This is a genomic window from Vibrio ishigakensis (assembly GCF_024347675.1).
GTDB classification, from domain to species: Bacteria; Pseudomonadota; Gammaproteobacteria; order Enterobacterales; family Vibrionaceae; genus Vibrio; species Vibrio ishigakensis.
Window position 1 is genome coordinate 1,497,825 of record NZ_AP024881.1, and the last position, 21,695, is coordinate 1,519,519.

A 21,695-nucleotide genomic window follows, 5' to 3' on the forward strand; every position below is an offset into this window, starting at 1 on the left:
CTCAAGGCTTTGTTGGATTTGCTTAGTCGATACGCTTTTGCAAGCCAATGGCTTCGCTAGTGGAGTCAATCGCCACTATCTTGCTCTGCTTAGCATCTATCTGATCATCGATTTGCTTCAACTTAGTGGACGCTTTCTCTTTGCGTTCACAAGCATCCGACTTAGCATCCCAGCTCTTCCCTTCTAGGAATATCTGACACTCATCCACAGCCTTATTTAAAAGAGGGATGATCTTAGCGCGCTCTTCATTGAGCTTGGTCAGCTCTTGCTGAAGGGTCAGCTGTTTTTGGAAGAAGGTCTTAGATTGCTCCAATACCTCATTTTGTTTATCCGATTTTTCCTGAAGCGCGACTAGCTGTTGCTGTTTTACTTCCAGCTCTTGCGCGTGCGTTTCTTTCAGCTTCTGGGAATCGGACGCAGCTTGCTGTTTCAGGGTTTTGACCTGGGCTTCACTTTTTGCGAGTTTGGCTTGGGTTTCCTCCAGCTGAACAGTTAGATCTGAGCTAGCTTGAGTGGCTTGCTGTTGGCTTTCCGCCAATTGTGTTTGCAGCTGCTGTTTTTGCTGTTGGAGCGCTTCGGAGTCTGACTGCAACTGAGCTTGCTGTGCAAGCTGTACTTTAGACGAAGAGTCGAAATGAGCGTGGGTAAAGTAGGTCGCAATAGATGCTCCCACCACTAGGCCCGCAACAGCATATTTTATTTTTGTCACGGTCAGTGATTGTTCGGTTCCCAAGGCTTCTTCCTCATCGAATTAATTCAAATACCATTAGAGAGACAGCGTATCCTGCAATGCCTACACAGAGCGCAATAATGACCCAACGCTGCAGTTTCTCGTTGGTATTGTATCTGATAAATAGGAAAGCGATAGCAACAAGTACAGCTATGGCAAATAGACGGGTCATATTATCCCCTTTGCGTAATCATTTTATCAATATTACGTCAAAGCTTGAGGTAAGTTTATAAAATCCCATTCATTTTTTGAGTTTAACGTAGTTGTTTTACACTTTTGTGGATTTTATCGACAATTAATTCCGAACACCTAATTTTGTAATAAATAAACCAATTTATACCCTTGTCTTCCAATTTCTTTGTGATAACTTACCTTCCTGTAAGTAAATTACTTACACGCCTAGCGGAAACGCTAGTTCCGATGAAGACTGCTGGAGAAGGCCGAAGGCCTACCGAAGAAGTAAATCTTTCAGGTTCTTGTTTCGACAAGTGAGGACTGCAGTTGGAGGAATCTCTGGAGAGAACCGTTAAATCGGTCGCCGAAGGAGCAAGCCCATTATTGGGTGAAACTCTCAGGCAAAAAGGACAGAGGAGTGGAAAACGAAAAATAATTGCAGCCAAACTGTATTAAGTCACATTCCTTAATACCAGCCTAACTGGACCTCGTGTTCACTCTTCTCCTTATGTTGTTTTTTAAGGGGAAACCATGCCAAATTCACAATCTACGTTTTATTCTTTTCTACAAACCATAGACAGCTTTGTCTGGGGTCCACCACTATTGATCTTACTGGTGGGTACAGGTGTCTACTTCACTTTCAGCCTTGGGCTAATCCAGTTTAAACACCTTCCTACCGCGCTAAAGATGGTATTTAGCAAATCCGACACAAACGGTAAGCAAGGTGACGTTTCAAGCTTTGCTGCACTGTGCACGGCCCTATCTGCAACCATAGGTACGGGTAATATCGTGGGTGTTGCTACCGCTATCAAACTTGGTGGCCCAGGTGCCCTATTCTGGATGTGGCTTGCAGCTCTATTCGGAATGGCAACCAAATATGCCGAGTGTCTTCTGGCGGTAAAATACCGCACCACAGATGACAAAGGTGGCATGCTAGGCGGTCCTATGTACTACCTGCGAGATGGGGTTAAATCACCGCTACTAGCAACTCTGTTTGCGGTATTCGCGCTCGGTGTTGCCCTATTCGGTATCGGTACCTTCCCACAGGTAAATGCTATCTTGGATGCGTCTGAAGTTACTCTTGGTGCAGACCGCACTATTGCTGGCATCATTTTAACCCTGCTTGTGGCAGCCGTTACCCTAGGTGGTATCAAATCTATCTCACGCGTGGCGGGTAAAGTAGTGCCAACCATGGCGGTGATCTACGTTGTCTCTTGTTTAGGTATCTTAGTAAACAACAGCAGTGAGATATTAGGTGCAATCGAGCTGGTAGTAGTATCGGCCTTCACCCCAACAGCAGCAACCGGCGGTTTCTTTGGTGCAAGCGTTATGCTGGCGATCCAGTCGGGTATTGCTCGCGGCGTTTTCTCAAACGAGTCAGGTCTAGGTAGTGCTCCTATGGCAGCGGCAGCGGCTAAGACTGACTCAGCAGCTCGTCAAGGCCTTATCTCAATGACAGGTACCTTCTTCGATACCATCATCATCTGCACCATGACAGGTCTTGCGCTTATCATCACCGGTGCGTGGCAGAGCGATTTTGCTGGCGCCATGATGACCACACACGCCTTTGCTGTTGGTCTAAACGCGGCAACCCTAGGCCCTATCTTGGTCTCGGTTGGCCTGCTGTTCTTCGCTTTTACCACTATCCTTGGCTGGAACTACTATGGTGAGCGCTGCGTGGTATATCTATTCGGTACCAAGGCTATCCTGCCATATAAGATGGTGTTCATTGCCCTAGTCTTCTCTGGTGCGTATCTGCAACTGGATATGATCTGGCTAATCGCGGATATCGTGAACGGCCTGATGGCAGTACCTAACCTGATTGGTTTGATTGCACTTCGTCAGGTGGTCATTGCAGAAACCAAGCTCTTCTTTGATAAGTTGAAGCCCATGGATGGTAAGGTCGTTACCAACTAACTAATAGAAAAGGCTAGAGATTCTCTAGCCTTTTTCTTTATTTACTCTCTAACTCTCGAATATCGATTAGATCGACCTCTCTCGCAAGGTGCCTTTTATACTCAATTAAATTGGCGATTGGAATTACCGGTACTTCTACGCCTTTGTAAGAGCCAATTACAGAGCACGAATAATCAATCACGAGTTCATGCCATTCCCCATCGATACTGGACTGGATCTTAGTTCTATCAGATAACCCTATCTCAATCTTTTGCGATTGATAGATAAGCTGCAGATACTCAAGATCCCAACCGTGACCGATGTAGTGAGCCAGGGATTTGGATATAAAGGGAGAAAGCTTTGACAGTATTTTCTCTATATCTGAGTTTCGAATATATACGTCAATATCAGCAACTTCTCGACGGCCACCATGTATATTAGCCGCGAGACCGCCCACTATTTGATATTCAATATTCTCGCTATCGAGCACTTCCTTTAGCCATCTCAGCGCGATAGCTACTGAATCATCCATGTTCGCTGCCTACTTTTTGATGGGTAAGATATTCGGATTACCCGTTTGCGGGTTATAGGTTATTGCAACGTTATGCGGATAAAGACGATGCAGGTGCTCTTCTACTAATACCTCAGATGGTTTACCAAAGGCAATCACATTACCCTTATCCATCAGCAAGATCTTATCGCAGAACTCGGCAGCAGTATTAAGGTTATGCAGGGCAACAACGACCGCCTTTCCACATGTAGCATATCCATGCAGCAGATTCATCAGCTGCGCTTCATGACCGATATCTAGGCTAGAACAAGGCTCATCCAACAAAATGATGTCCGTTTGCTGGGCAAGGATGCGGGCGATGTGCACCAGTTGCTGCTCACCTCCAGAGAGGCTATTTATCTGACGCTGAGCTAGGTGCTCTATATCTAGCTTGGCAAGATACTGGTTTATTGATTTTATCTTTTGTGAACGTGTGAGCGCATTATTTTGAAGACCTAGGCTCACCACCTCGCTCACTGAATAGGGAAACTCCACCTGACTGGACTGCGGAAGATAGGCGATTCTTTTCGCTCTCACCTCACCCTTAATACTCTGCAAAGGATTACCATCTAGCGTACACTGACCTAGAGTTGGTTGATGATAGCCACTCAATAGCTTGATAATGGTCGATTTTCCCGCGCCATTTGGCCCTATAATACCAAGTAGCTGCCCCTTACCTACTTCAAGATCAATATCTTGCAGAATGCGTTGATTACCACGCTCGAAGCTAACCTGATTTAGAGATAAATCACTCATAACAACTTCCCTTGTTGCTGCACACGTACAATCAGAGCCACAAAGTAGATCCCCCCAATAACTGAGATGATCACCCCTGCTTTTATCTCATAGGGTGCAATCAGATATCGTCCAGCAAGGTCTGAAATCAGCAACAAGATGGCGCCAAACAGTGCGCTAATTGGTAGAAGCGTCTTGTGGTTTGCACCAAACAAGAGCCGAACTAGATGCGGGATCATAAGACCGATAAAGCCAATCGGACCTGCGATGGCAATGGACATGGCCGTCAGCAGGGTTGCCGAGACTAATATCATCAACCTGGCGCGGCTTACATTCAGTCCCAGTCCGTGCGCAGCCTCGTTACCCAAAGCCAGTTGATTAAGCCAGTGAGACTTAGAGAAGGCAAACAGAGCCACCAGCGCAACCGCGGGGATCGGCCATAAAACATGTTGCCACATGCGCCCTTCCAAACCACCCATGGTCCAGAAGACAAACTGATTGATCTCATACTGCTTGGCAAACAGCAATATGCCCATGGTCATGCCACCAAGAAGTGATGACAACGCCAACCCCGCCAAAATAAGGTAAAGAGTCTGACCGCTATGACTTTTGCGCGCCAGGAAATAGACAAACCCGGCACTCACGAGTGCTCCCGCGCACGCCGCTAAAGGCGTCGCCAGTGGGCTAGCTAAGGAATAGCCAAAGCTTATCGCGAGCACGGCACCGAAACTGCTCCCCGCACTCACCCCAAGGATATCTGGGCTCGCAAGTGGATTACGAAACAGACCCTGGGTGCAGACACCTGCTATAGCTAAAGCAGCACCCGCCGTTACCGCCGCAATAACACGCGGAAGGCGTATTTGAAGCACAATCGCGTGCAGGGTTGGATACTGTTCTCTGGCAAACTCACTGCCGCTGGTGGCAAACAGATAAAAGAAGTGAGCGAGCTCTGTAAAAGAGATAGAGACTGCACCTAGTGTCAGTGCTAAAAACACGCACAGTAGAAGCGTAAAGAAACTGAGAAGTAAGGTTAGGCGTTGACTAGCATGGCTAACCATTAAGGGGCGGCCTCACCCAACACAGCGTGGTTCACGTAAAGGATAGAATCAACGATATGTTGGCTATAGGTACCTCTCAGTGCCTCTGGCATCTGGAACACGTTCCCTTGTTGTATCGCCTTTAGATTCTGAAGCGCTGGATCATCAATCACCTGATCACGAAATTTCTCAGCCGCATCCACCTCACCGTATACCCAAGATGGAAGAAACATCACATCGGGATCCAGTGCAATCAGCATCTCTTTCGAAAGCGGTGTCTGACCGTATTTGTCCGCTTGAAAAGACTCAGTAGCGTTTTTAAAGCCCGCTTCATCTAGGATTAGTTGCCAAGTGGAATGCTTGGTGCTCGAGCTTCCCCAACTGTTATAGTCGATCACCGAATATTCGTTGCTGTTGGGTACCAAAGATTGCTGAAGTTTGCGCTGCATCTCCATTACCACCATCTCAGCCTTATCTTCTTCGCCAACGATATCACCCACCAGCTCGATTAGGTCTTCAATTTCGTCCAAGGTATAAGGCGTTGGAAGGATATACACATTCACCCCAGCAGCGCGAAGCTGAGCCACCTTATTCGGCTCACTCCAGTTTGCGGCAAACAATATATCGGGTTTATTGGCCAATATGGCTTCGACGTTCATATCCATGCGCGGTATAGAGGTCGGATACTGATCAACGACATTGGAAAAGTTTTCGTTATCGGCAAGAGCGGTAACTGAGGTAAGACGCTGATCATCAACAAGTTCTTTTAGCACTTCATCGCTAAACAGCGTTTTTGATGAAATGCGCGCAGGCTTAGCCTTGATGACCACAGACGTGCCACTGGCATCCTGCACCGTTAGCGGGTAATGTGCCCATACCAAGGGTGAGAAAAGACCAACTACTAGCAATCCCAAGCGTTTCATCATATAAACCTGTACAATTACAACCTGTTACGGAGTGGAATTGAAGCATCCGCTTTGTGCAGTGTCAATTGACAATGGAACAAGAAAACTTAGGTTGCTGATAGATTAACCAGTTTATCGCCCGCTGTACGCCAAAATGCCAAGGAACAAAAATGAAATTTAGCGGCAATATTGATGAGCTTGCCTACCCATTTATCTTTGAAGAAAGCCCTCTGTGCGACTTCGAGATCTTAACGGACGAGCTGTGCACCTTAACCGGGCTAGCACTTTCCAATATCGAGAACCAAGAGATTCGTGCCTCACTAGAATCCCTACAACCAAAGATCTTTCATCTTAATGGTTCTATTCGCGGCAAGAACGGTATCTTTGAAGAAGACATTCAAACTCTTACCCAAGAGTATCATCACTTCCGCTCTCAAGTAGAAGATGATGCTAAGCGCTTCGTACTACCTCGCGGTACTGGGCCTGTGATCACTTTACATCAATGTCGAAGCCTGTCTAAAAAGGTAGTAAGGCAACTAGTGCTAGTAGAAAAGCATGGTAAGAAGGTACCAGAAACCCTACCTCGCTTCGCTAACCTTCTGGTGAACTACTACTTCGCCCTTACGCGTGTATTAAACCAAGAGATGGGTATCGAAGAGCCAGAGTACGTCAGTATCAACTACCCGCATAAACGCTAACAATCAGTTGCAGACCCAATCCTAACAGCATCAAGCTGGTTGCCAGTTGCAAACGAAAGTTAACCTTGTTGCTGGCAAGCCAGTTCTTCGCTTTTTCCAGCCCCATGGCTAACGCACATTGCCACACCATCGCCAGCATAAAGTGGATAGAGGCCAAGAGCATAGACTGCAGCCAAATAGAGTGCTCTTGATTAATAAACTGTGGCAGAAACGCTAGATAGAAAATGGCGGTTTTGGGATTGAGCACATTGGATAAGAAGCCCTCTTTTAAAGACTGCAACTGGCTCACGTGATTAAGAGAGACCTCAGTGGGCACCAATCCACCGCCACGCTTCAAAGACCGCAATCCTGATGCTCCAAGATAGACGAGATAGAGAGCGCCGACTGTTTTTAAGCCAGCAAACAGTGCTGGCGTTTGGCTAATAATGGCTGCCACACCAATGGCTGACCAAGTAGCGTGAACATAAAGCCCTAAACAGATACCTAGGCTTGTCACAAAGCCATCTCTTAAACCGCCACGGGTGGTATTTCGTATCACCAATAAAGTATCCAAGCCCGGCGTGATAGTGAGCAAAGACATGGCGATGATAAATGCGGGCAGATTGGATAACATGGGCAACTCATTGATATTGCTGTGTTCACAGCAGAATTTTGCTAGTCTAAACCACCTTACCCACTTCAAGGAAGAACTATGTCTGCATTCGACAATCTAAATCAGCACTTCCAAAAGATTGCCAATTTTAATCACCTTGCCGCCATATGTGGTTGGGACGCTGCGGCTATGATGCCAGCCGGCGGTAATGACTCTCGCTCAAAGGCAATGGCTGAACTCTCCGTCCATATCCATGGATTGAAAACAGAATCTCAACTCGAAGACTGGTTCGATAAAGCCGAATCCGAGCAGTTGGATACAGATCAACAATCTCAGCTTCGTGAGATGAAACGCAACTGGCAACTCTCAAACGTGCTGCCTGCAAAGCTAGTGGAAGCTAAGTCTCTAGCAGGTTCTAAGTGTGAGCATGCATGGAGAACCCAACGTGGTGAAAACGACTGGGAAGGTTTTGTTAAGAACTGGAAGCGAGTGGTTGAGCTAAGTATTGAAGAGGCACAGATCCGCGCCGACATTCTGGGTAGTACCCCATACGATGCCATGCTGGATATCTACGAGCCTGGGGTTAATCAAGCTGAACTGACAAAGCTTTTTGATGAGGTGAAAACCTGGCTTCCAGATCTTATCGATAAAGCCATCGAAAAGCAGAGTTCGCAGTCTATCTTATTGCCAACGGGCACCTACTCTACCGAGAGCCAAAAAGCCCTAGGCCTTGAAGTAATGAAGCTGTTGCAGTTCGATTTTAACCATGGCCGTCTGGATGAAAGCGTGCATCCATTCTGCGGTGGTGTACCACAAGACGTTCGTCTAACGACTAGGTATAACGAACAAGAATTTGTACAAAGCCTGATGGGGATTGTCCATGAGACAGGTCATGCTCGCTACGAACAAGGCCTGCCAAAATACATCACTGGGTTACCCGCTGGTGAGGCCCGCTCTATGGGGATCCACGAATCGCAGTCTCTGTTCTTTGAGATGCAACTGGGCCGCAGTGACGAGTTCATCACACACCTTAGCAAGCTAGCAAACAAACACTTTGCACAGCACGATTCAAAGATCTTCGAGCCACAAAACCTAAGCCGTATCTACACCCAAGTTAAACGTGACTTTATTCGCGTGGATGCCGATGAGCTGACCTATCCTGCACACGTTATTCTGCGTTATGAGATAGAACGTGACCTTATCAACGGCGATATCAACTATAAAGATCTACCTGAGGCCTGGGATGCCAAGATGCAGGCATACCTCGGTCTATCGACCAAAGGGAACTTCACCAACGGTTGTATGCAAGACATCCACTGGACAGATGGCGCATTTGGTTACTTCCCTAGCTACACACTGGGCGCTATGTACGCCGCTCAGTTCAAAGCGAGTATGGCAAAAGACCTGAATATCGGACAAGCCATTGAATCAGGTGATCTTAGCCCTATCTTTAATTGGCTAGAGCAGAAAATATGGAGCAAAGGCAGTTTGCTTGGCACCAATGAATTGGTCACTCAAGCCACTGGTGAAGCGCTCAATGCCGAGCACTTCAAAAAGCATCTAACAGAGCGTTATCTCTAATTGAAAAAGGCTTGGTAAACACCAAGCCTTTTTACTATTCCCCCATCGAAGTGGAAGCGCGTCTTCTATCGCTCGCCCCTTTTAATTTGCCATCTTCGATTTCGATTGCATTTATCCCGCTTACTACCGGAATCACCTCAACCGGATACCCCATCTTCATAAAATACGGTACCAGCAGTTCTGCGTAGGTTCGCTTCTCGACCAGAAGCCCTTTTGGGTTCTTCGACTTAGTTCTGTCTATCTTAATGCCGTATTGGATATTAGGAAGATCGATTGCCTCTTGTGCTGATAGATTCCAATCCACCACGCCAACAATTGTCTTCAACACATAGCCTGGGATTTGAGAACTACCCGGACTACCAAGCACAAGCTTAAGTTCCCCCTCAGGTCCCATCACCATGGTAGGCGTGATAGCCGAGCGAGGCCTTTTACCCGCCTCTATGGCGTTCGGTACTTTTTTACCATTTCGAACCGGTGTATATGAAAAATTCGCCATTTGCGCATTCATTAGCAGACCATCAACCATAACGCCAGAGCCCATCCCAGTGCCCACCGTGCTGGTCATTGCAATGGCATTGCCTTTACCGTCAACTATCGAGATATGCCCGGTATCTTGACTCTCAAAACTCTCATCAATCGCAGGTGCAGTCTCATAAATAGAACCGGAAGATACATCTTGATTAATACCGCGAGCAGGGATCAAAGCTGCCCGCTGTTTAAGGTAGGTTTCATCCAACAATTTTGCGGTAGGATCACTAATAAAACTCGGGTCACCGGCATAGGCAATGCGGTCCGCTTTGGCGAGTCTCATCGACTCAACCATAAGACGCCAAGGCTCTGCATCAGTTATTGGGTATTGAGAAAGGTCATGACCTTCAAGCATTGTTAGGGCTTGTGAAACCAATACGCCGCCAGAGGCTGGATACCCAAAAGAGACAACTTTGTGATTGTGATAATCCGATTGAACGGCTTTTCGCTCTACTACCTGGTAGCTAGCAAAATCTTCTACACTCAGTTTATGTGGATTGTCTCCTAGCCTCTCATTCACGGTTTCTACTATACGTTTTGCTAAATCGCCCTGATACATATAGTTGTCTCCCTGCTCTGCCACTTCCTCTAACGTGAGTGCAAGCTTAGGGTTAGTCATCAAGGTACCAGCGGGCTTGACTTGGTTATCCTGCCAATAAAGCTGTTTGATTTCAGGGTCTTCAACCAGGCGTGCGCTCTCTCTTACCAAGATATCAAAGGTATAGCTATTCATCGCATAGCCCTGTTTCGCATACTGGATCGCAGGCTCTATCAAACTCTTCCAAGGTAAAGAACCGTGCTTTTGATGTGTGGTGTAGAGAAGTTTCAAGGTGCCCGGGATTGCGACAGATTTAGGGCCTAGTATCTCATTGCGACGGATAGCCTTGCCATCTTCACCCAGAAACATAGTTGGCGTCGCTGACATTGGCGCCCTATCTCTGCCATCAAAGGCAGTGAAGTCTTTGGTTTGGTTGTCATAGTAGAGGGCAAAACTGCCTCCACCTAAACCCGTCATGTCCGGTTCTACCACTGTCATAACCATTTGCATTGCAACCATGGCATCTACCGCATTACCGCCACGCTTCAATACGTCATATCCCGCTTTGGTAACGTATTGATTGGTTGCACTAACCATAAACTTGTCACCCTCATCTGAAGGCTCGGTTGGGATTTGCATGGCGTCCGCAAATGCAACTGACGGTACTAATGAAACAAATAGTAGTGTTCGACTAAACATATTATCTCTATATATTGGCTGGTCTATTTTCCTGAGACATAAGAGAATTCACATCGTTCCATTTAATAATGTCACTTTAATGTCAATTAGACTGCACAATCAAAATAATAGATTTGATATATGCATATATCAATAGAAAACCACAATAATTCAACTACTTATCTAGATAAGCTCAGTTAAAGAACTATATTTAATCTCTGCTAAATTAACATCCAATATAATTTAAATAATAAATACCAGCATCAATTTATTTGCAATAGAAATATTATAACCTGCACTTTTAAAGTGCCTATTATTAATTAGATACAAAAAAGAGTAACCTAAGCTACTCTTAATTCGATCCCAGAGATAAATTGTGAAAAGAGAGAGCTCTGGTCTCGCTACCATCAATCGCCGAAGCGCGGCACTCTATGCTTTTTATCTGTCTCGGTATCCCAATACACTTCTTTGAACAGAAGGCGCTCCCACCATCTACGTTTGATTCGATATTTCATAAATCCTCTTAAAACAACGTTCTCACGCCATCCGTTATAAACGGATAGCGTTCCATACACGCGGCTTATACTATGCGCATACGGAATGTTGATCTTAGTCACACAATTTATGAAATTGGGTTCTTATGCATATAACTTTCATTCAAATCAATAGCTTACCTAAATAATTTGTCATACTTATTCAGTGTCAAGCATGTTTTGGGCATTGACTATGACTTAGTCAAACAATGGTTAAACAGCATACTGTTATCAGGATTTCAGGCACAAAAAAACCGCCTTTAGAGGCGGTTTTGAAATTCTGATTTCCTATTATAGGAAATGGAAGGTTGCGTTTAGCGTCCAAGAGTCGATGTTAGTCTTATCGAACTCAAAGTTCTGATAGCCCACACCTACAGACAGCATATCGATAACGAAGTACTCAGCACCTACACCGTACATCAGATCAACGCCATCATCTTTGCCATCATAATCTCCAGGTACGTTACCAGAATAAGTATGAGCACCTAGACGACCATAAAGATGAACTGGACCTAGGTCCACACTTGGCTTAATAGCCGCGTAAAAAGAGTCAAAGTCGTAGTCTTCGTTATTGATCTCAAACTTACCATGGTTCCAGTAACCCGCTTCGATGCCAATGATTGGCAGGATGCCAGTACCTACGTGGAAACCAAAGGTCGAAGTGTTATCACTATCGAATGAAGATGAACCTACAGAACCACCCGCATATAGCCACGAATCGGCCATTGCAGATGAAGATGCCGCGATCAGACCGATAGCTAATGCGTGTTTTACCAGTTTCATTCTAACTTCCTGTATTGATTGTTATTCTTCGAAATTATGCACCATAAAAATGCTCTCTGCCTAACAATTTGTTGTCAGGGTTTAGCAATTTTCGATGGCATTTCGTACACGTTTATCTGAAACCGGATAAGGAGTACCCAATTGCTGTGCAAAGAAGCTTACACGAAGCTCTTGCAACATCCAGTGGATCTCTTTCACCGCTTCAGGCACCACTGCCCCTTTCGGGATCTTGTTCTTAAGCTCTTGATACTCTTTGGTCACGGCTTCAATCTTGAGAAGCTGAATCCTATCCTTGTTCGGATCGATCGGCAGTTTCTCCATGCGGCGCTCGATAGCCTTCATATAACGAAGGATATCCGGCAGACGCTTCCATCCGCAGTCGGTAGCAAAGCCTCGATAGATAAGCGCTTCTAACTGAGCCTTAATATCAGAAAGGGCAAACGCCATACTCAAATCCACACGCCCTTTCAGTTTCTTATTGATGCTAAAGGCGGTGGTCAGTATAGTTTCAACCTGCTTGGCGATCTCTACTACTGTGTCGCCAAGCTCGGCGCGAACATGCTCTTTAAGAGCTTCAAATTTTTCTGGCTCCCAAACCAAACCGCCCTGCTCTTCAATCAATTTATCTACACCACAAGCAATGCAGTCGTCGATAAGATCAAGCACCTTGCCGTATGGGTTGAAATACAGGCCAAGCTTAGATTTATTCGGCAGGTTCTGATGCAAATACTTAATTGGTGATGGCACATTAAGCAAAACTAGTCGACGCTGACCCGCTTGCATCGCTTGCTGCTGCTCATACTCAGTCTCGAATAGCTTGATCTCAACACTCTGCTTAGCATCAACAATCGCTGGGAAGGCTTTCACCTGATAGCCACCACGTTTTTGCTGATACACACGAGGGATCTCACCAAAGCTCCAAGTGCGCAGGTCTTGTTGCTCGATATCATCATCGGCCACTTTAGACAGGGTCTGCTGCACCTTCTCTTTAAGCTGTTCTTTTAGCTCATATAGGTCTTGGCTCTCTTTTAGCTTGCGATTACGATGATCCACCGCGCGATAGGTTACCTTCAAGTGTTCCGGTACTTGCTCAAGTTTCCAATCTTCACGCAATACCTCTACACCCGTCATTCGACGAAGCTCTTTCTCAAGGCTATCCAGAAGTGGCGCTTCTAGCGGGGTTACCCTAGCAAGAAACGCATCGGCGTAGTTTGGCGCTGGCACAAAATTACGACGAAGAGTTTTAGGTAGTGACTTAATCAGGCTCACCACCAGCTCATGACGCAAACCTGGGATCTGCCAATCAAAGCCTTGTGGGGTAACCTGATTTAGAACTGGGATCGGAATGTGAACCGTGACACCGTCACTATTTTCTCCCGGTTCAAATTGATAGCTCAGCTTCAGCTTAAGATTCTCTAGATGCCAGAAGTTTGGATAATCGAGATCAGTGATATGTGACGCATCGCCCTTAAACAGCATCGACTTTTCAAAGTTCAGAAGCTCAGGATTCGCTTTGCGCTCTTTGTTCCACCATGTATCGAAGTGACGACCAGATACCGCATCCGTTGAAACGCGCTGATCATAAAAATCAAACAGCTCATCATCATCCACCAAGATATCGCGGCGACGAGACTTATGCTCAAGCTCTTCTACCTCACGCAAAAGCTTGCGGTTTTGCTTAAAGAACACATGACGTGTTTCCCAATCGCCTTCTACCATAGCACTGCGAATAAAGAGCTCACGACACAAAGTCGGGTCGATAGCGCTGTAGTTCACAAGGCGTTTAGGTACGATAGGAATGCCGTATAGGGTTACCTTCTCATACGCTTGAACCGCAGCCTGCTTTTTCGACCAGTGCGGCTCGCTGTAGCTTCGCTTGATAAGGTGTTTCGCTAAAGGCTCGATCCATTCAGGTTGGATCTTGGCTACGATACGCCCCCAAAGCTTAGAGGTTTCAACCAATTCTGCTGAAACGATCCACTTAGGCTGCTTCTTAAACTGACCGGAAGCTGGGAAGATATGGAAACGCGCGTTGCGAGCACCTTGATACTCGCTCTTCTCTTGGTCTTTTACACCCACGTGCGACAGCATTCCGCTCAGAAGCGCCGAATGGATAGACTGATAGTCCCCTTCCTGCTGATTCAGTTTAATGTCCATCTCTCTGATGGCTTCATGCAGTTGGAAGTAAAGATCCTGCCATTCACGCACACGCAAGTAGTTAAGGTAATCTTGCTTACATTGCTTGCGGAACTGATTGCTCGACAGCTCTTTTTGCTGTTTCTGAACATAATTCCACAGGTTTACAAAGGTGATGAAGTCCGATTCTTTATCAAAGAAGCGGCGATGTTTGTCATCGGATGATTGCTGCTTGTCCGACGGTCTCTCACGCGGGTCTTGGATAGACAGCGCCGAGGCAATAATCATGATCTCTTTAACACACCCTAGACGCGGGGCTTCAATCACCATACGCGCAAGACGTGGATCGATAGGCAGACGTGCCAACTTACGACCGATACCTGTTAGTCGCTTGCGCGGGTCTTTAGCATCGCTATTGATCGCGCCTAGCTCTTCAAGTAGACGCACACCATCTTGAATATTACGGCGATCTGGCTTCTCAACAAATGGGAAAGCTTCGATATCACCAAGGCCAAGGGCTGTCATCTGCAAGATAACCGACGCTAGGTTAGTACGCAGGATCTCTGGGTCGGTAAACTCTGGGCGGCTTTCAAAATCCTCCTCAGAATAAAGGCGAATACAGATACCTTCTGCCACACGACCGCATCGACCTTTACGCTGATTGGCGCTCGCCTGAGAGACAGGCTCAATCGGCAGGCGCTGAACCTTAGTTCGGTATGAATAGCGACTAATGCGCGCGGTACCCGGGTCGATAACATATCGAATGCCCGGCACAGTCAAAGAGGTTTCAGCCACGTTGGTGGCAAGAACAATTCGACGCCCAGTATGAGGCTGGAAGATGCGGTTTTGCTCTCCAGCAGAAAGTCGCGCATACAGAGGGACTATCTCGGTCTCTTTAAGGCCACGCTTGCTCAGTGCATCGGCGGTATCACGGATCTCACGCTCACCGTTCATAAAGATAAGGATGTCACCTAAGCCTTCATCGCAAAGCTCATCTACCGCATCAAAGATACCTTGCAACTGGTCTCTATCTACATCATCTTCGCCAGAAAGCGGACGATAGCGGGTGTCCACCGGATAGGTACGACCGGAAACTTCGATAATTGGCGCATCACTAAAGTGCTTTGAGAAACGCTCTGGATCGATGGTCGCCGACGTAATGATAACCTTTAAATCGGGACGCTTTGGCAATACATTCTTTAGATAACCCAGAATAAAGTCGATATTTAGACTGCGCTCGTGCGCCTCATCGATAATGATGGTGTCATACTGATTAAGGAATCTGTCATGCTGGATTTCAGCCAGCAGAATACCGTCGGTCATCAGTTTGATCTGGGTGTTTTCGCTTACCTTATCGTTAAAGCGAACCTTATAACCTACGTACTCCCCAAGCTGGGTGTGCATCTCTTCTGCAATACGCGATGCCACCGAGCGCGCAGCTAGACGACGCGGCTGGGTATGACCGATCACACCGAATTTACCGCGACCAATCTCAGCGCAGATCTTTGGAAGCTGTGTGGTTTTACCCGAACCCGTTTCACCCGCAACTATCACTACCTGATTCTCCAGGATTGCCTTTGCGATATCATCACGCTTTTGGCTTACCGGCAGTATCTCTGGGTACTCGATATGAGGCACATTCTGCTGACGCTGCGCCACCGTCATCATCGAAGATGCGATATCTAAGGCAATTTCATCAAACACAGCAGAGCGAGATTCCTCGTTCTTAATTCTGCTAGCGCCTTGAATACGCTTACTCAGACGAAAGCGGTCCTTCTGCATACAGTCTTTGATTGCAGCTTTAAGAGATTGTGCGGTATTGGCTTTTTTTGGAGATTGAGCTTGGGTCAAAACGGTTCCGAACGGTTAATTAATTTTTAGCAGCGCGATTGTAGCATAACTGGCACAACTGTGATCCTAAGCAATAGATAAGAAGTTGGTTTTAAACAAGATTAGTTCAAAAATGCACCAAACAAGATATGCATTCGTTTCAACAAGTAAAAACATGATCCGCTAGATATTCCAGTAACCACTATGGCTGATACTGTTTCGGCGGTTTCATTTATTTATCTAACTTATGTCTACGAACAAGATTGCCAGCTTCGAGCTCGGCCGCGTCATCGCCATTTTTGCGGTGATCACCATACACTGCCAACTATTTGTCACTTACCCACTATTGGGCGGTGAGGCCTGGTTTGGACATATTATCAATCAGCTGTGTCGCTTTGCTGTACCTTTCTTCTTTCTACTAACTGGGTTCTTGATTCAGCCTAAGCTCAAAACTGATCCGATTAACACCGCCATTAACTACTGCAAGCCAATACTGCTGATCTGGATGGTATGGAGTCTTATCTATCTTGCAGCGCCGTTTAATCTAGCAACCCTAATGAGTGATGGTTATCTAGCTGAGCGAGATAAGTACTGGGGCTTTCTGATGCAAACCCCTCTCAATTCATTTCTTGAAGGCGGATTGGTTCACTTGTGGTATTTGATGTCGCTAATAATCGGCATATTGATCATAGCCATCATGCAAAAGCTTGGCCTAGAAAAGGCGCTTATTCCACTATCTATAGTTCTGTTTCTTTATGGTGTACTAGCTGGAAGCTACGCCGTACTGACAGATCTTGAAGCGCCGTTCTTAACCCGAAATGGCCCTTTCCTTAGCCTTATTATGATCTGTTTAGGTGGCTGGATTCGAGAAAACAACATCAAGATCTCGGCTAAGGCTGCATTTATCATGATGGCAGTCGGTGCTCTATTCCACCTTGCTGAAGCCTACCTACTATCAGGCCACGGGATGGACTTCAGATTAAACGATTTCCTATTCGCCACCCCAATCTGGGCACTGGGTTTCTTCTTCTATTTATTAGCTAAGCCAAATCTAGGCAACCATCCGATAGTATTTAAACTCGCCAAAATGACCCTCGGCATATACGTAAGCCACCTGCTGTTCACCATCTACATGAACAACCTGGCTGGTATGTTAGGGCTCGAATTCTTTGCCAAAGATATGCTGGTTTGGAGTGGAACTATAGTGATGGCTGTCTTGTTTACTTGGGGGATTGGGAAAACCCCGCTCGCTAAGATACTGCTGAGATAGAAAGTAAAAGGCCTAGCAGATGCTAGGCCTTGTTGTTAGAAATCAAATTGCAGATAAACCGTACTTTAGTTTTTAATAGACCCACAAAATAACGGCTGAATCGCTTAACAAGCGTACACCAGGCGCACTAACCAAACCTTTGCTTGAGAGCTTCATAAACCTCTTTCATTGCATCATCACTGATCTCTTCAACCTCGGGTTGCTCTGGTTCAGTGAACTGCTTGTCATTACCAAACGAAAGCATCTCTTTTAGAAGAGCGACCCTGATTCGATCGTCATCAGTCGCGCGGTATAGCTTTTTGGCTTCGAGCATGGGATGGAAATCTAATTGTCCATCTTCACCCTGCATCAGTTCATCCATCATCGCCAAAGTGAATCGATTTCTTGAACCTTTGGGTCTTCCCCCGAGCTGGTGGCCTTTCTGGAAATGACCTTTACTATTCCTATTCATCGAATGCACCCTGTTCTTTCAGTACGATCTCAGACGCGCTAATCCAATCCAGATTCTTAAAATCATCGGCTAATAACTGGATAACAATTTTTTCAAGATTCTCGCCTTTTTGAGTACCAGCTTTGATCTGCTCGACTACGTGCTCAGCTATCTGCAAGCTATCCATTACGCGCCTCCTTTAGTTTCAATAATCGCTTTACCGCCTTGCTTCATAAACTTACGGATAGAGCCATTAAACAAACCCACTTGACCGTTCTGGTTAGCCTTTAGGATACGCCTAGTATTACGGTTACGGATTACTCCAGTGACCTTGTGGCGCTCGTACTTTGGGAAGCCCTCGATAACTTCATAATCATCTAGGCTTGCGCTTAGAAGCTTTGCCATCGCTTCAGCGCTTACTTCAAACTCTATTGCGAGTTCTTTGATCACTTTAATAAAGCGCGCGCGGTTAGTTTCTAGTATTTCTAAATTCATTTACGTTCTCCCAACGTTAATTTTTAAAATAGGCATACCGATATGCTTTACCGATATGCCCTATGTAATACTGCATATCAGCATATCGCTTAGCAGTTTTACTATTTGATTTCGCTCACACCAACATCCAAACAATTATCAAATTTATCCAAGAACTCGGTCTTGGTCATAAACTCAACCTTGTTGGCTTTGCCTTTGTTAAGCACCTTTCTTTGGTACTCGGGATCTATCGAGTGTTTGTTTAATTTAGGATCGACAACAACTACGCGGTCATAAATCTTCCGCATCTCGATCATTTTATATAGCGAGTGATTCCAACCCAGGTGGCTTTCAGCGTAAGCTCTACGGCTTCTATAACACCCGTAGCTGCTATCTAAATACCGTTGCTTGGCTTTCTCAGCGGTTAGCTTGCCACCGCGCGCACCGTCTGTATTCAGCTTGTTTCCATGCTTGTATTCGATCAAACAGCGGTTACCGTCTTGATCCAAAACAACAAAGTCAGGCACAACAAAGTGCTCCTTGCCGGTCGAATAGCATCCTACGCCTTGGCGGTTCTGAACTAGCCCTGTTTCATCAGCGAACTTACGCTCGGCTTCAGAGCCCTTAATATCAAACAATACATTGGCCTTAGGCATCTACTACCTCCAATTCTTCCCAGCGTCCAGCAATCGCATGATCGAAGTCGTCTTTGTCCCAAATGCCATCAAACAAATACTCACAAGCAGACCAGAGCTTGGAGTTAGTTGGTTGCTTGCCTAAGCCCGCTTCAAGAATCTTATTTATTTTCCTGCGCTTCTCCATCTTGCTCTGGTTATCAGTGCCTTGGTTCTGCTTCAACAGATCTACAATCGCGTCTAGCTTCCAACTGTCTTGCTGTGCTTGGGTCTTGGTCTCCAACTTCCCATACGCGCCAGCAAAGAACACTAGTTCGTCTAACCAGTCACCCCAAGCATCATTACGGCTTTTTTGTCCGTGTAATTACTTGTACTCCTGACCCGATATAGCCAACGTACGATCAAAGACAGTAATCGCGTTAGTACTGCCCGAATACACCGGTATCTCCGATTCTGATTTGTTGGCATGGTGGATAACCAAGACAGAGCAACCAACCGCGCGTAAAGCAACAACTAATTTATTGACGCTCTTCCAGCTCTCAGCGTTGTTTTCATCAGTCAATCCAAACAACACCCTAACTGAATCCAAAACAACAATGTCGTAGCTTCTAGCTTGCTCTATCAAGTAGTCCCGATGGTCAGCCAAAGTTAAATCTATGACCTGCTCGTTAACCTCTGAAGCGATGTAATCAATCCTATGAATCTCTCCAAGCATCTCAGGGTCTACCCTACTGCCAATCGAGTTGGTACTCATCTCACCGTCCAAATAAAGCACTGTCTTATCTACCGCGCATACCTGACCCAAGAACTCGCCCCTGCTTGTACTCAGCGCTTCGACCAAGTTGTAACTAAACAAACTCTTGCCTACGCCCGAACCAGCAAAAACCATCATTGTCTCGCCTTTGTTCCACAAGCCGTCAACCAATGCTTCGGTCTCGGTCATACTGCCTACGATCTCAGCCATCTTCTTCGGTTTAAATATTTGTTGTAGATTCATCATTCACCCCTGCTCTCTCAGCGTTGGTAATAGCGTTTGTTATTAAAATACGAACCATCTCTGTTAGGTTTACTTGATGTTGCTGGCTTAGCTTTTTCAGTGCCTCCAGCTCAGCTCCACGGACGAACAACCGCGCCTCTGTATCTCTATTTCTCATTTGTACTCCTGCCATCACGGCGTTAGTAAGTTCTAATAAAACTATTAAAGATCATTAGTTAGTATTGTTTAGTGTTCTAACTAACAAATAAAAAGGATATAGATCAATAAGTTACTGACTTATCAACTTCTAAAATCCTCTTTTATATAGTATGCAGTTGGCTTGGTTGTGTGACACTTACTAACACTATTTCTACAGAGACCCTAGACTCAGCGCTTCAAATAACCAATCCGCAAACTTGAAATCGATCAATTACCGATAACACAGTACGCCTATACGGCTCTATATCGCTCTGTATCGCTCCATATGCAGTTTTAACGCTTAGTTATTCACACTACCACCAACTACAAATTATTAGTGGTTTTAGCGCGTACCAGACACAAATCCAAACACATATAAATCAATAACTTACGATCGATTACAACTACAAACAAATTCAATATAATGCGGATAATCGCTATTATGTTAAATAGACTACGCGCTGTGCTTCTCGATCCTAAGTTAGATACGCAAACGATCCCAGATTTCACACACAGCAACCTATAACCAAGCAATCAAATCAGGTATTAGAGACTGGGCATTATTCAATTCTTATGCAGTTACAAGCGAATAAAGCGATATTGGTTCCACTTAGAACCTGCACTTGCTTAATCAACTAAATAGCAGCTGCGCCAACCAGCTATGCTGTAACGTTGTTCCCCTTTTCCGTAGATACAAGAAAGCCCCAAAGGCAAACACCCTTGAGGCTCAAATCTAACTAAGTGTAATACTGTGTAAAGTAGACTTAAATCATACTTGGATCAGTGGCCAAACCGCGCAGCCCGCTCGGTCTTGTACAACGCCAAGTGCACATAAGTTTTAGTCTTGGTTCGGTACAAATTGGGATAACATCTCTTCCATGCCCGTTATTGCTTCTTCATGCTTAGGAACATCACCTTGGGGAGCCACTTTATCCATCGGCTCTTCTTGGATTTCACCATTAAGAACTCGGTGTCGGTTCCATCCACCATTACCATCACGAACGAAGAAATAAGGTGTAAGATCATTAGCCCACTGAAGAACAGCTAGGATGTTCTGACTACCCTCTGTGCCGTAATAGGTAATATGCGTCCAATGTCTACTGATACCTCCAATAGTACGGATATAATCAGACGAGTATCCAACTAATACAGTATCAATATTCTCATCATAAATTACAGCATGGTAATCATTACCACCATCGGTGCTTGTGCAGTGATTATAAATACCCTCATGTTCAGCCGAATATAAACCAATGAATCCATCGATGTCGAACTTAGTTGTATCCATACCACAGACCTTGCCGTCTACTGAATATCCGATAGGTGGCTCAAGTGGGAACTCAGGCTCAGTAGGTGGCTTTTCAGTACCACATTCAATACAAGGCTCTGGATCAACTGGCGCTTCAGGATCAATAGGTGGGGCTGGTGGGATAACGTTGGGTAACTCTGGCAGTTCATTATCTACATAGCACTCAAGACACACCTCAGGTGGTATCTCTGGCAATGCAGGTAACTCGTTGTCCACGTAACAATCAACGCACACCTCAGGATCCACAGGAGGCTTCTCAGGTACAGCAGGTGGAGTTGTAGGCTTGTCACCACCTCCATTATCACCACCACCTGATCCACCACCGCAACCAATTAGCCCCGCGGTAATTACAGCTAAAAGCAGTTTTTTCATTTTATCTAAACCCACATTACTCTGATTCGCGCGGATCTTACTCAAACCAAATAAAAATAACGCCCATTACGCGCCACAAAATGCAGTTATTTCTTATTAAATCTTCC

General features: G+C 45.7%; 22 protein-coding genes and 1 riboswitch. Of the genes, 4 read left to right on the plus strand and 18 right to left on the minus strand.

The window, feature by feature from the left end; genetic code table 11:
• Positions 1–22: 22 nt before the first annotated feature.
• Complete coding sequence (locus Pcarn_RS06775; protein WP_261833112.1) at positions 23–733, minus strand: hypothetical protein; 711 nt, start codon at positions 731–733, stop codon at positions 23–25.
• Positions 734–743: 10 nt separating this feature from the next.
• The gene (locus Pcarn_RS06780; protein WP_261833113.1) at positions 744–902 is read right to left on the minus strand and encodes a hypothetical protein; all 159 of its coding nucleotides are present in this window, start codon (positions 900–902) and stop codon (positions 744–746) included.
• Between the two features lie 331 nt (positions 903–1,233).
• Positions 1,234–1,328: riboswitch (glycine riboswitch) on the plus strand.
• Between the two features lie 107 nt (positions 1,329–1,435).
• Between Pcarn_RS06780 and Pcarn_RS06785 the strand changes: the two genes are divergently transcribed.
• Positions 1,436–2,821: an alanine/glycine:cation symporter family protein gene (locus tag Pcarn_RS06785; RefSeq protein ID WP_261833114.1), complete on the plus strand. Its 1,386-nt coding sequence runs from the start codon at positions 1,436–1,438 to the stop codon at positions 2,819–2,821.
• 37 nt (positions 2,822–2,858) lie between these two features.
• Here Pcarn_RS06785 and Pcarn_RS06790 read toward each other — a convergent pair whose 3' ends face one another.
• The 4 genes from Pcarn_RS06790 to Pcarn_RS06805 are packed head-to-tail and all read right to left on the minus strand — an operon-like array spanning position 2,859 to position 6,045.
• Positions 2,859–3,332, minus strand: coding sequence for a nucleotidyltransferase domain-containing protein (locus Pcarn_RS06790; protein WP_261833115.1), 474 nt, complete (start codon positions 3,330–3,332; stop codon positions 2,859–2,861).
• Between the two features lie 9 nt (positions 3,333–3,341).
• The gene (locus Pcarn_RS06795; protein ID WP_261833116.1) at positions 3,342–4,106 is read right to left on the minus strand and encodes a heme ABC transporter ATP-binding protein; all 765 of its coding nucleotides are present in this window, start codon (positions 4,104–4,106) and stop codon (positions 3,342–3,344) included.
• Positions 4,103–5,143: a FecCD family ABC transporter permease gene (locus tag Pcarn_RS06800; protein ID WP_261833117.1), complete on the minus strand. Its 1,041-nt coding sequence runs from the start codon at positions 5,141–5,143 to the stop codon at positions 4,103–4,105. The genes Pcarn_RS06795 and Pcarn_RS06800 overlap by 4 nt, the downstream gene beginning before the upstream one ends.
• Positions 5,143–6,045 (minus strand): ABC transporter substrate-binding protein, encoded by a 903-nt coding sequence (locus tag Pcarn_RS06805; RefSeq protein ID WP_261833118.1) that lies wholly within the window; start codon positions 6,043–6,045, stop codon positions 5,143–5,145. Before Pcarn_RS06805 ends, Pcarn_RS06800 begins: the two co-directional genes overlap by 1 nt.
• A 152-nt stretch (positions 6,046–6,197) precedes the next feature.
• Between Pcarn_RS06805 and Pcarn_RS06810 the strand changes: the two genes are divergently transcribed.
• On the plus strand, positions 6,198–6,725 hold the full coding sequence (locus Pcarn_RS06810) for an ATP:cob(I)alamin adenosyltransferase (protein WP_261833119.1): 528 nt from the start codon (positions 6,198–6,200) through the stop codon (positions 6,723–6,725).
• On the opposite strand, the gene Pcarn_RS06815 is transcribed toward Pcarn_RS06810, so the two are convergent.
• Positions 6,703–7,338, minus strand: a complete 636-nt coding sequence (locus tag Pcarn_RS06815; RefSeq protein WP_261833120.1) for a LysE family translocator — start codon at positions 7,336–7,338, stop codon at positions 6,703–6,705. The two genes, Pcarn_RS06810 and Pcarn_RS06815, sit on opposite strands and share 23 nt — an antisense overlap.
• 78 nt (positions 7,339–7,416) lie before the next feature.
• Between Pcarn_RS06815 and Pcarn_RS06820 the strand changes: the two genes are divergently transcribed.
• On the plus strand, positions 7,417–8,898 hold the full coding sequence (locus tag Pcarn_RS06820) for a carboxypeptidase M32 (RefSeq protein WP_261833121.1): 1,482 nt from the start codon (positions 7,417–7,419) through the stop codon (positions 8,896–8,898).
• 34 nt (positions 8,899–8,932) lie between these two features.
• Here the strand turns inward: Pcarn_RS06820 and ggt are convergent, their stop codons facing one another.
• The 3 genes from ggt to hrpA all read right to left on the minus strand — a co-directional run bounded on the left by ggt (position 8,933) and on the right by hrpA (position 15,888).
• Positions 8,933–10,663 carry a gamma-glutamyltransferase gene (gene ggt / locus Pcarn_RS06825; RefSeq protein ID WP_261833122.1) on the minus strand — a complete coding sequence of 577 codons (1,731 nt, stop codon included), beginning with the start codon at positions 10,661–10,663 and terminating at the stop codon, positions 8,933–8,935.
• A gap of 803 nt (positions 10,664–11,466) precedes the next feature.
• Positions 11,467–11,958, minus strand: a complete 492-nt coding sequence (locus Pcarn_RS06830; protein WP_261833123.1) for a porin family protein — start codon at positions 11,956–11,958, stop codon at positions 11,467–11,469.
• 81 nt (positions 11,959–12,039) lie between these two features.
• A complete protein-coding gene (hrpA, locus tag Pcarn_RS06835; protein WP_261835647.1) occupies positions 12,040–15,888 on the minus strand; it encodes an ATP-dependent RNA helicase HrpA in 3,849 nt (1,282 codons plus the stop codon).
• Positions 15,889–16,171: 283 nt separating this feature from the next.
• On the opposite strand from hrpA, the gene Pcarn_RS06840 reads away from it, so the two are divergent.
• On the plus strand, positions 16,172–17,194 hold the full coding sequence (locus Pcarn_RS06840) for an acyltransferase (protein ID WP_261833124.1): 1,023 nt from the start codon (positions 16,172–16,174) through the stop codon (positions 17,192–17,194).
• Between the two features lie 127 nt (positions 17,195–17,321).
• On the opposite strand, the gene Pcarn_RS06845 is transcribed toward Pcarn_RS06840, so the two are convergent.
• From Pcarn_RS06845 to Pcarn_RS06880, 8 genes are all read right to left on the minus strand, one after another.
• Positions 17,322–17,645, minus strand: a complete 324-nt coding sequence (locus tag Pcarn_RS06845; RefSeq protein ID WP_261833125.1) for a hypothetical protein — start codon at positions 17,643–17,645, stop codon at positions 17,322–17,324.
• Entirely contained in the window at positions 17,638–17,811 is a 174-nt protein-coding gene (locus tag Pcarn_RS06850; protein ID WP_261833126.1) for a hypothetical protein, read from the minus strand. The genes Pcarn_RS06845 and Pcarn_RS06850 overlap by 8 nt, the downstream gene beginning before the upstream one ends.
• Positions 17,811–18,119, minus strand: coding sequence for a hypothetical protein (locus Pcarn_RS06855; RefSeq protein WP_261833127.1), 309 nt, complete (start codon positions 18,117–18,119; stop codon positions 17,811–17,813). The genes Pcarn_RS06850 and Pcarn_RS06855 overlap by 1 nt, the downstream gene beginning before the upstream one ends.
• 101 nt (positions 18,120–18,220) lie before the next feature.
• Positions 18,221–18,754, minus strand: a complete 534-nt coding sequence (locus Pcarn_RS06860; RefSeq protein ID WP_261833128.1) for a hypothetical protein — start codon at positions 18,752–18,754, stop codon at positions 18,221–18,223.
• Positions 18,747–19,016 carry a hypothetical protein gene (locus tag Pcarn_RS06865; protein ID WP_261833129.1) on the minus strand — a complete coding sequence of 90 codons (270 nt, stop codon included), beginning with the start codon at positions 19,014–19,016 and terminating at the stop codon, positions 18,747–18,749. Before Pcarn_RS06865 ends, Pcarn_RS06860 begins: the two co-directional genes overlap by 8 nt.
• Positions 19,017–19,097: 81 nt before the next feature.
• Positions 19,098–19,730 carry an AAA family ATPase gene (locus tag Pcarn_RS06870; RefSeq protein ID WP_261833130.1) on the minus strand — a complete coding sequence of 211 codons (633 nt, stop codon included), beginning with the start codon at positions 19,728–19,730 and terminating at the stop codon, positions 19,098–19,100.
• Entirely contained in the window at positions 19,708–19,887 is a 180-nt protein-coding gene (locus tag Pcarn_RS06875) for a hypothetical protein (RefSeq protein ID WP_261833131.1), read from the minus strand. The genes Pcarn_RS06870 and Pcarn_RS06875 overlap by 23 nt, the downstream gene beginning before the upstream one ends.
• A gap of 858 nt (positions 19,888–20,745) precedes the next feature.
• Positions 20,746–21,588, minus strand: coding sequence for a hypothetical protein (locus Pcarn_RS06880; RefSeq protein ID WP_261833132.1), 843 nt, complete (start codon positions 21,586–21,588; stop codon positions 20,746–20,748).
• Positions 21,589–21,695: the final 107 nt, after the last annotated feature.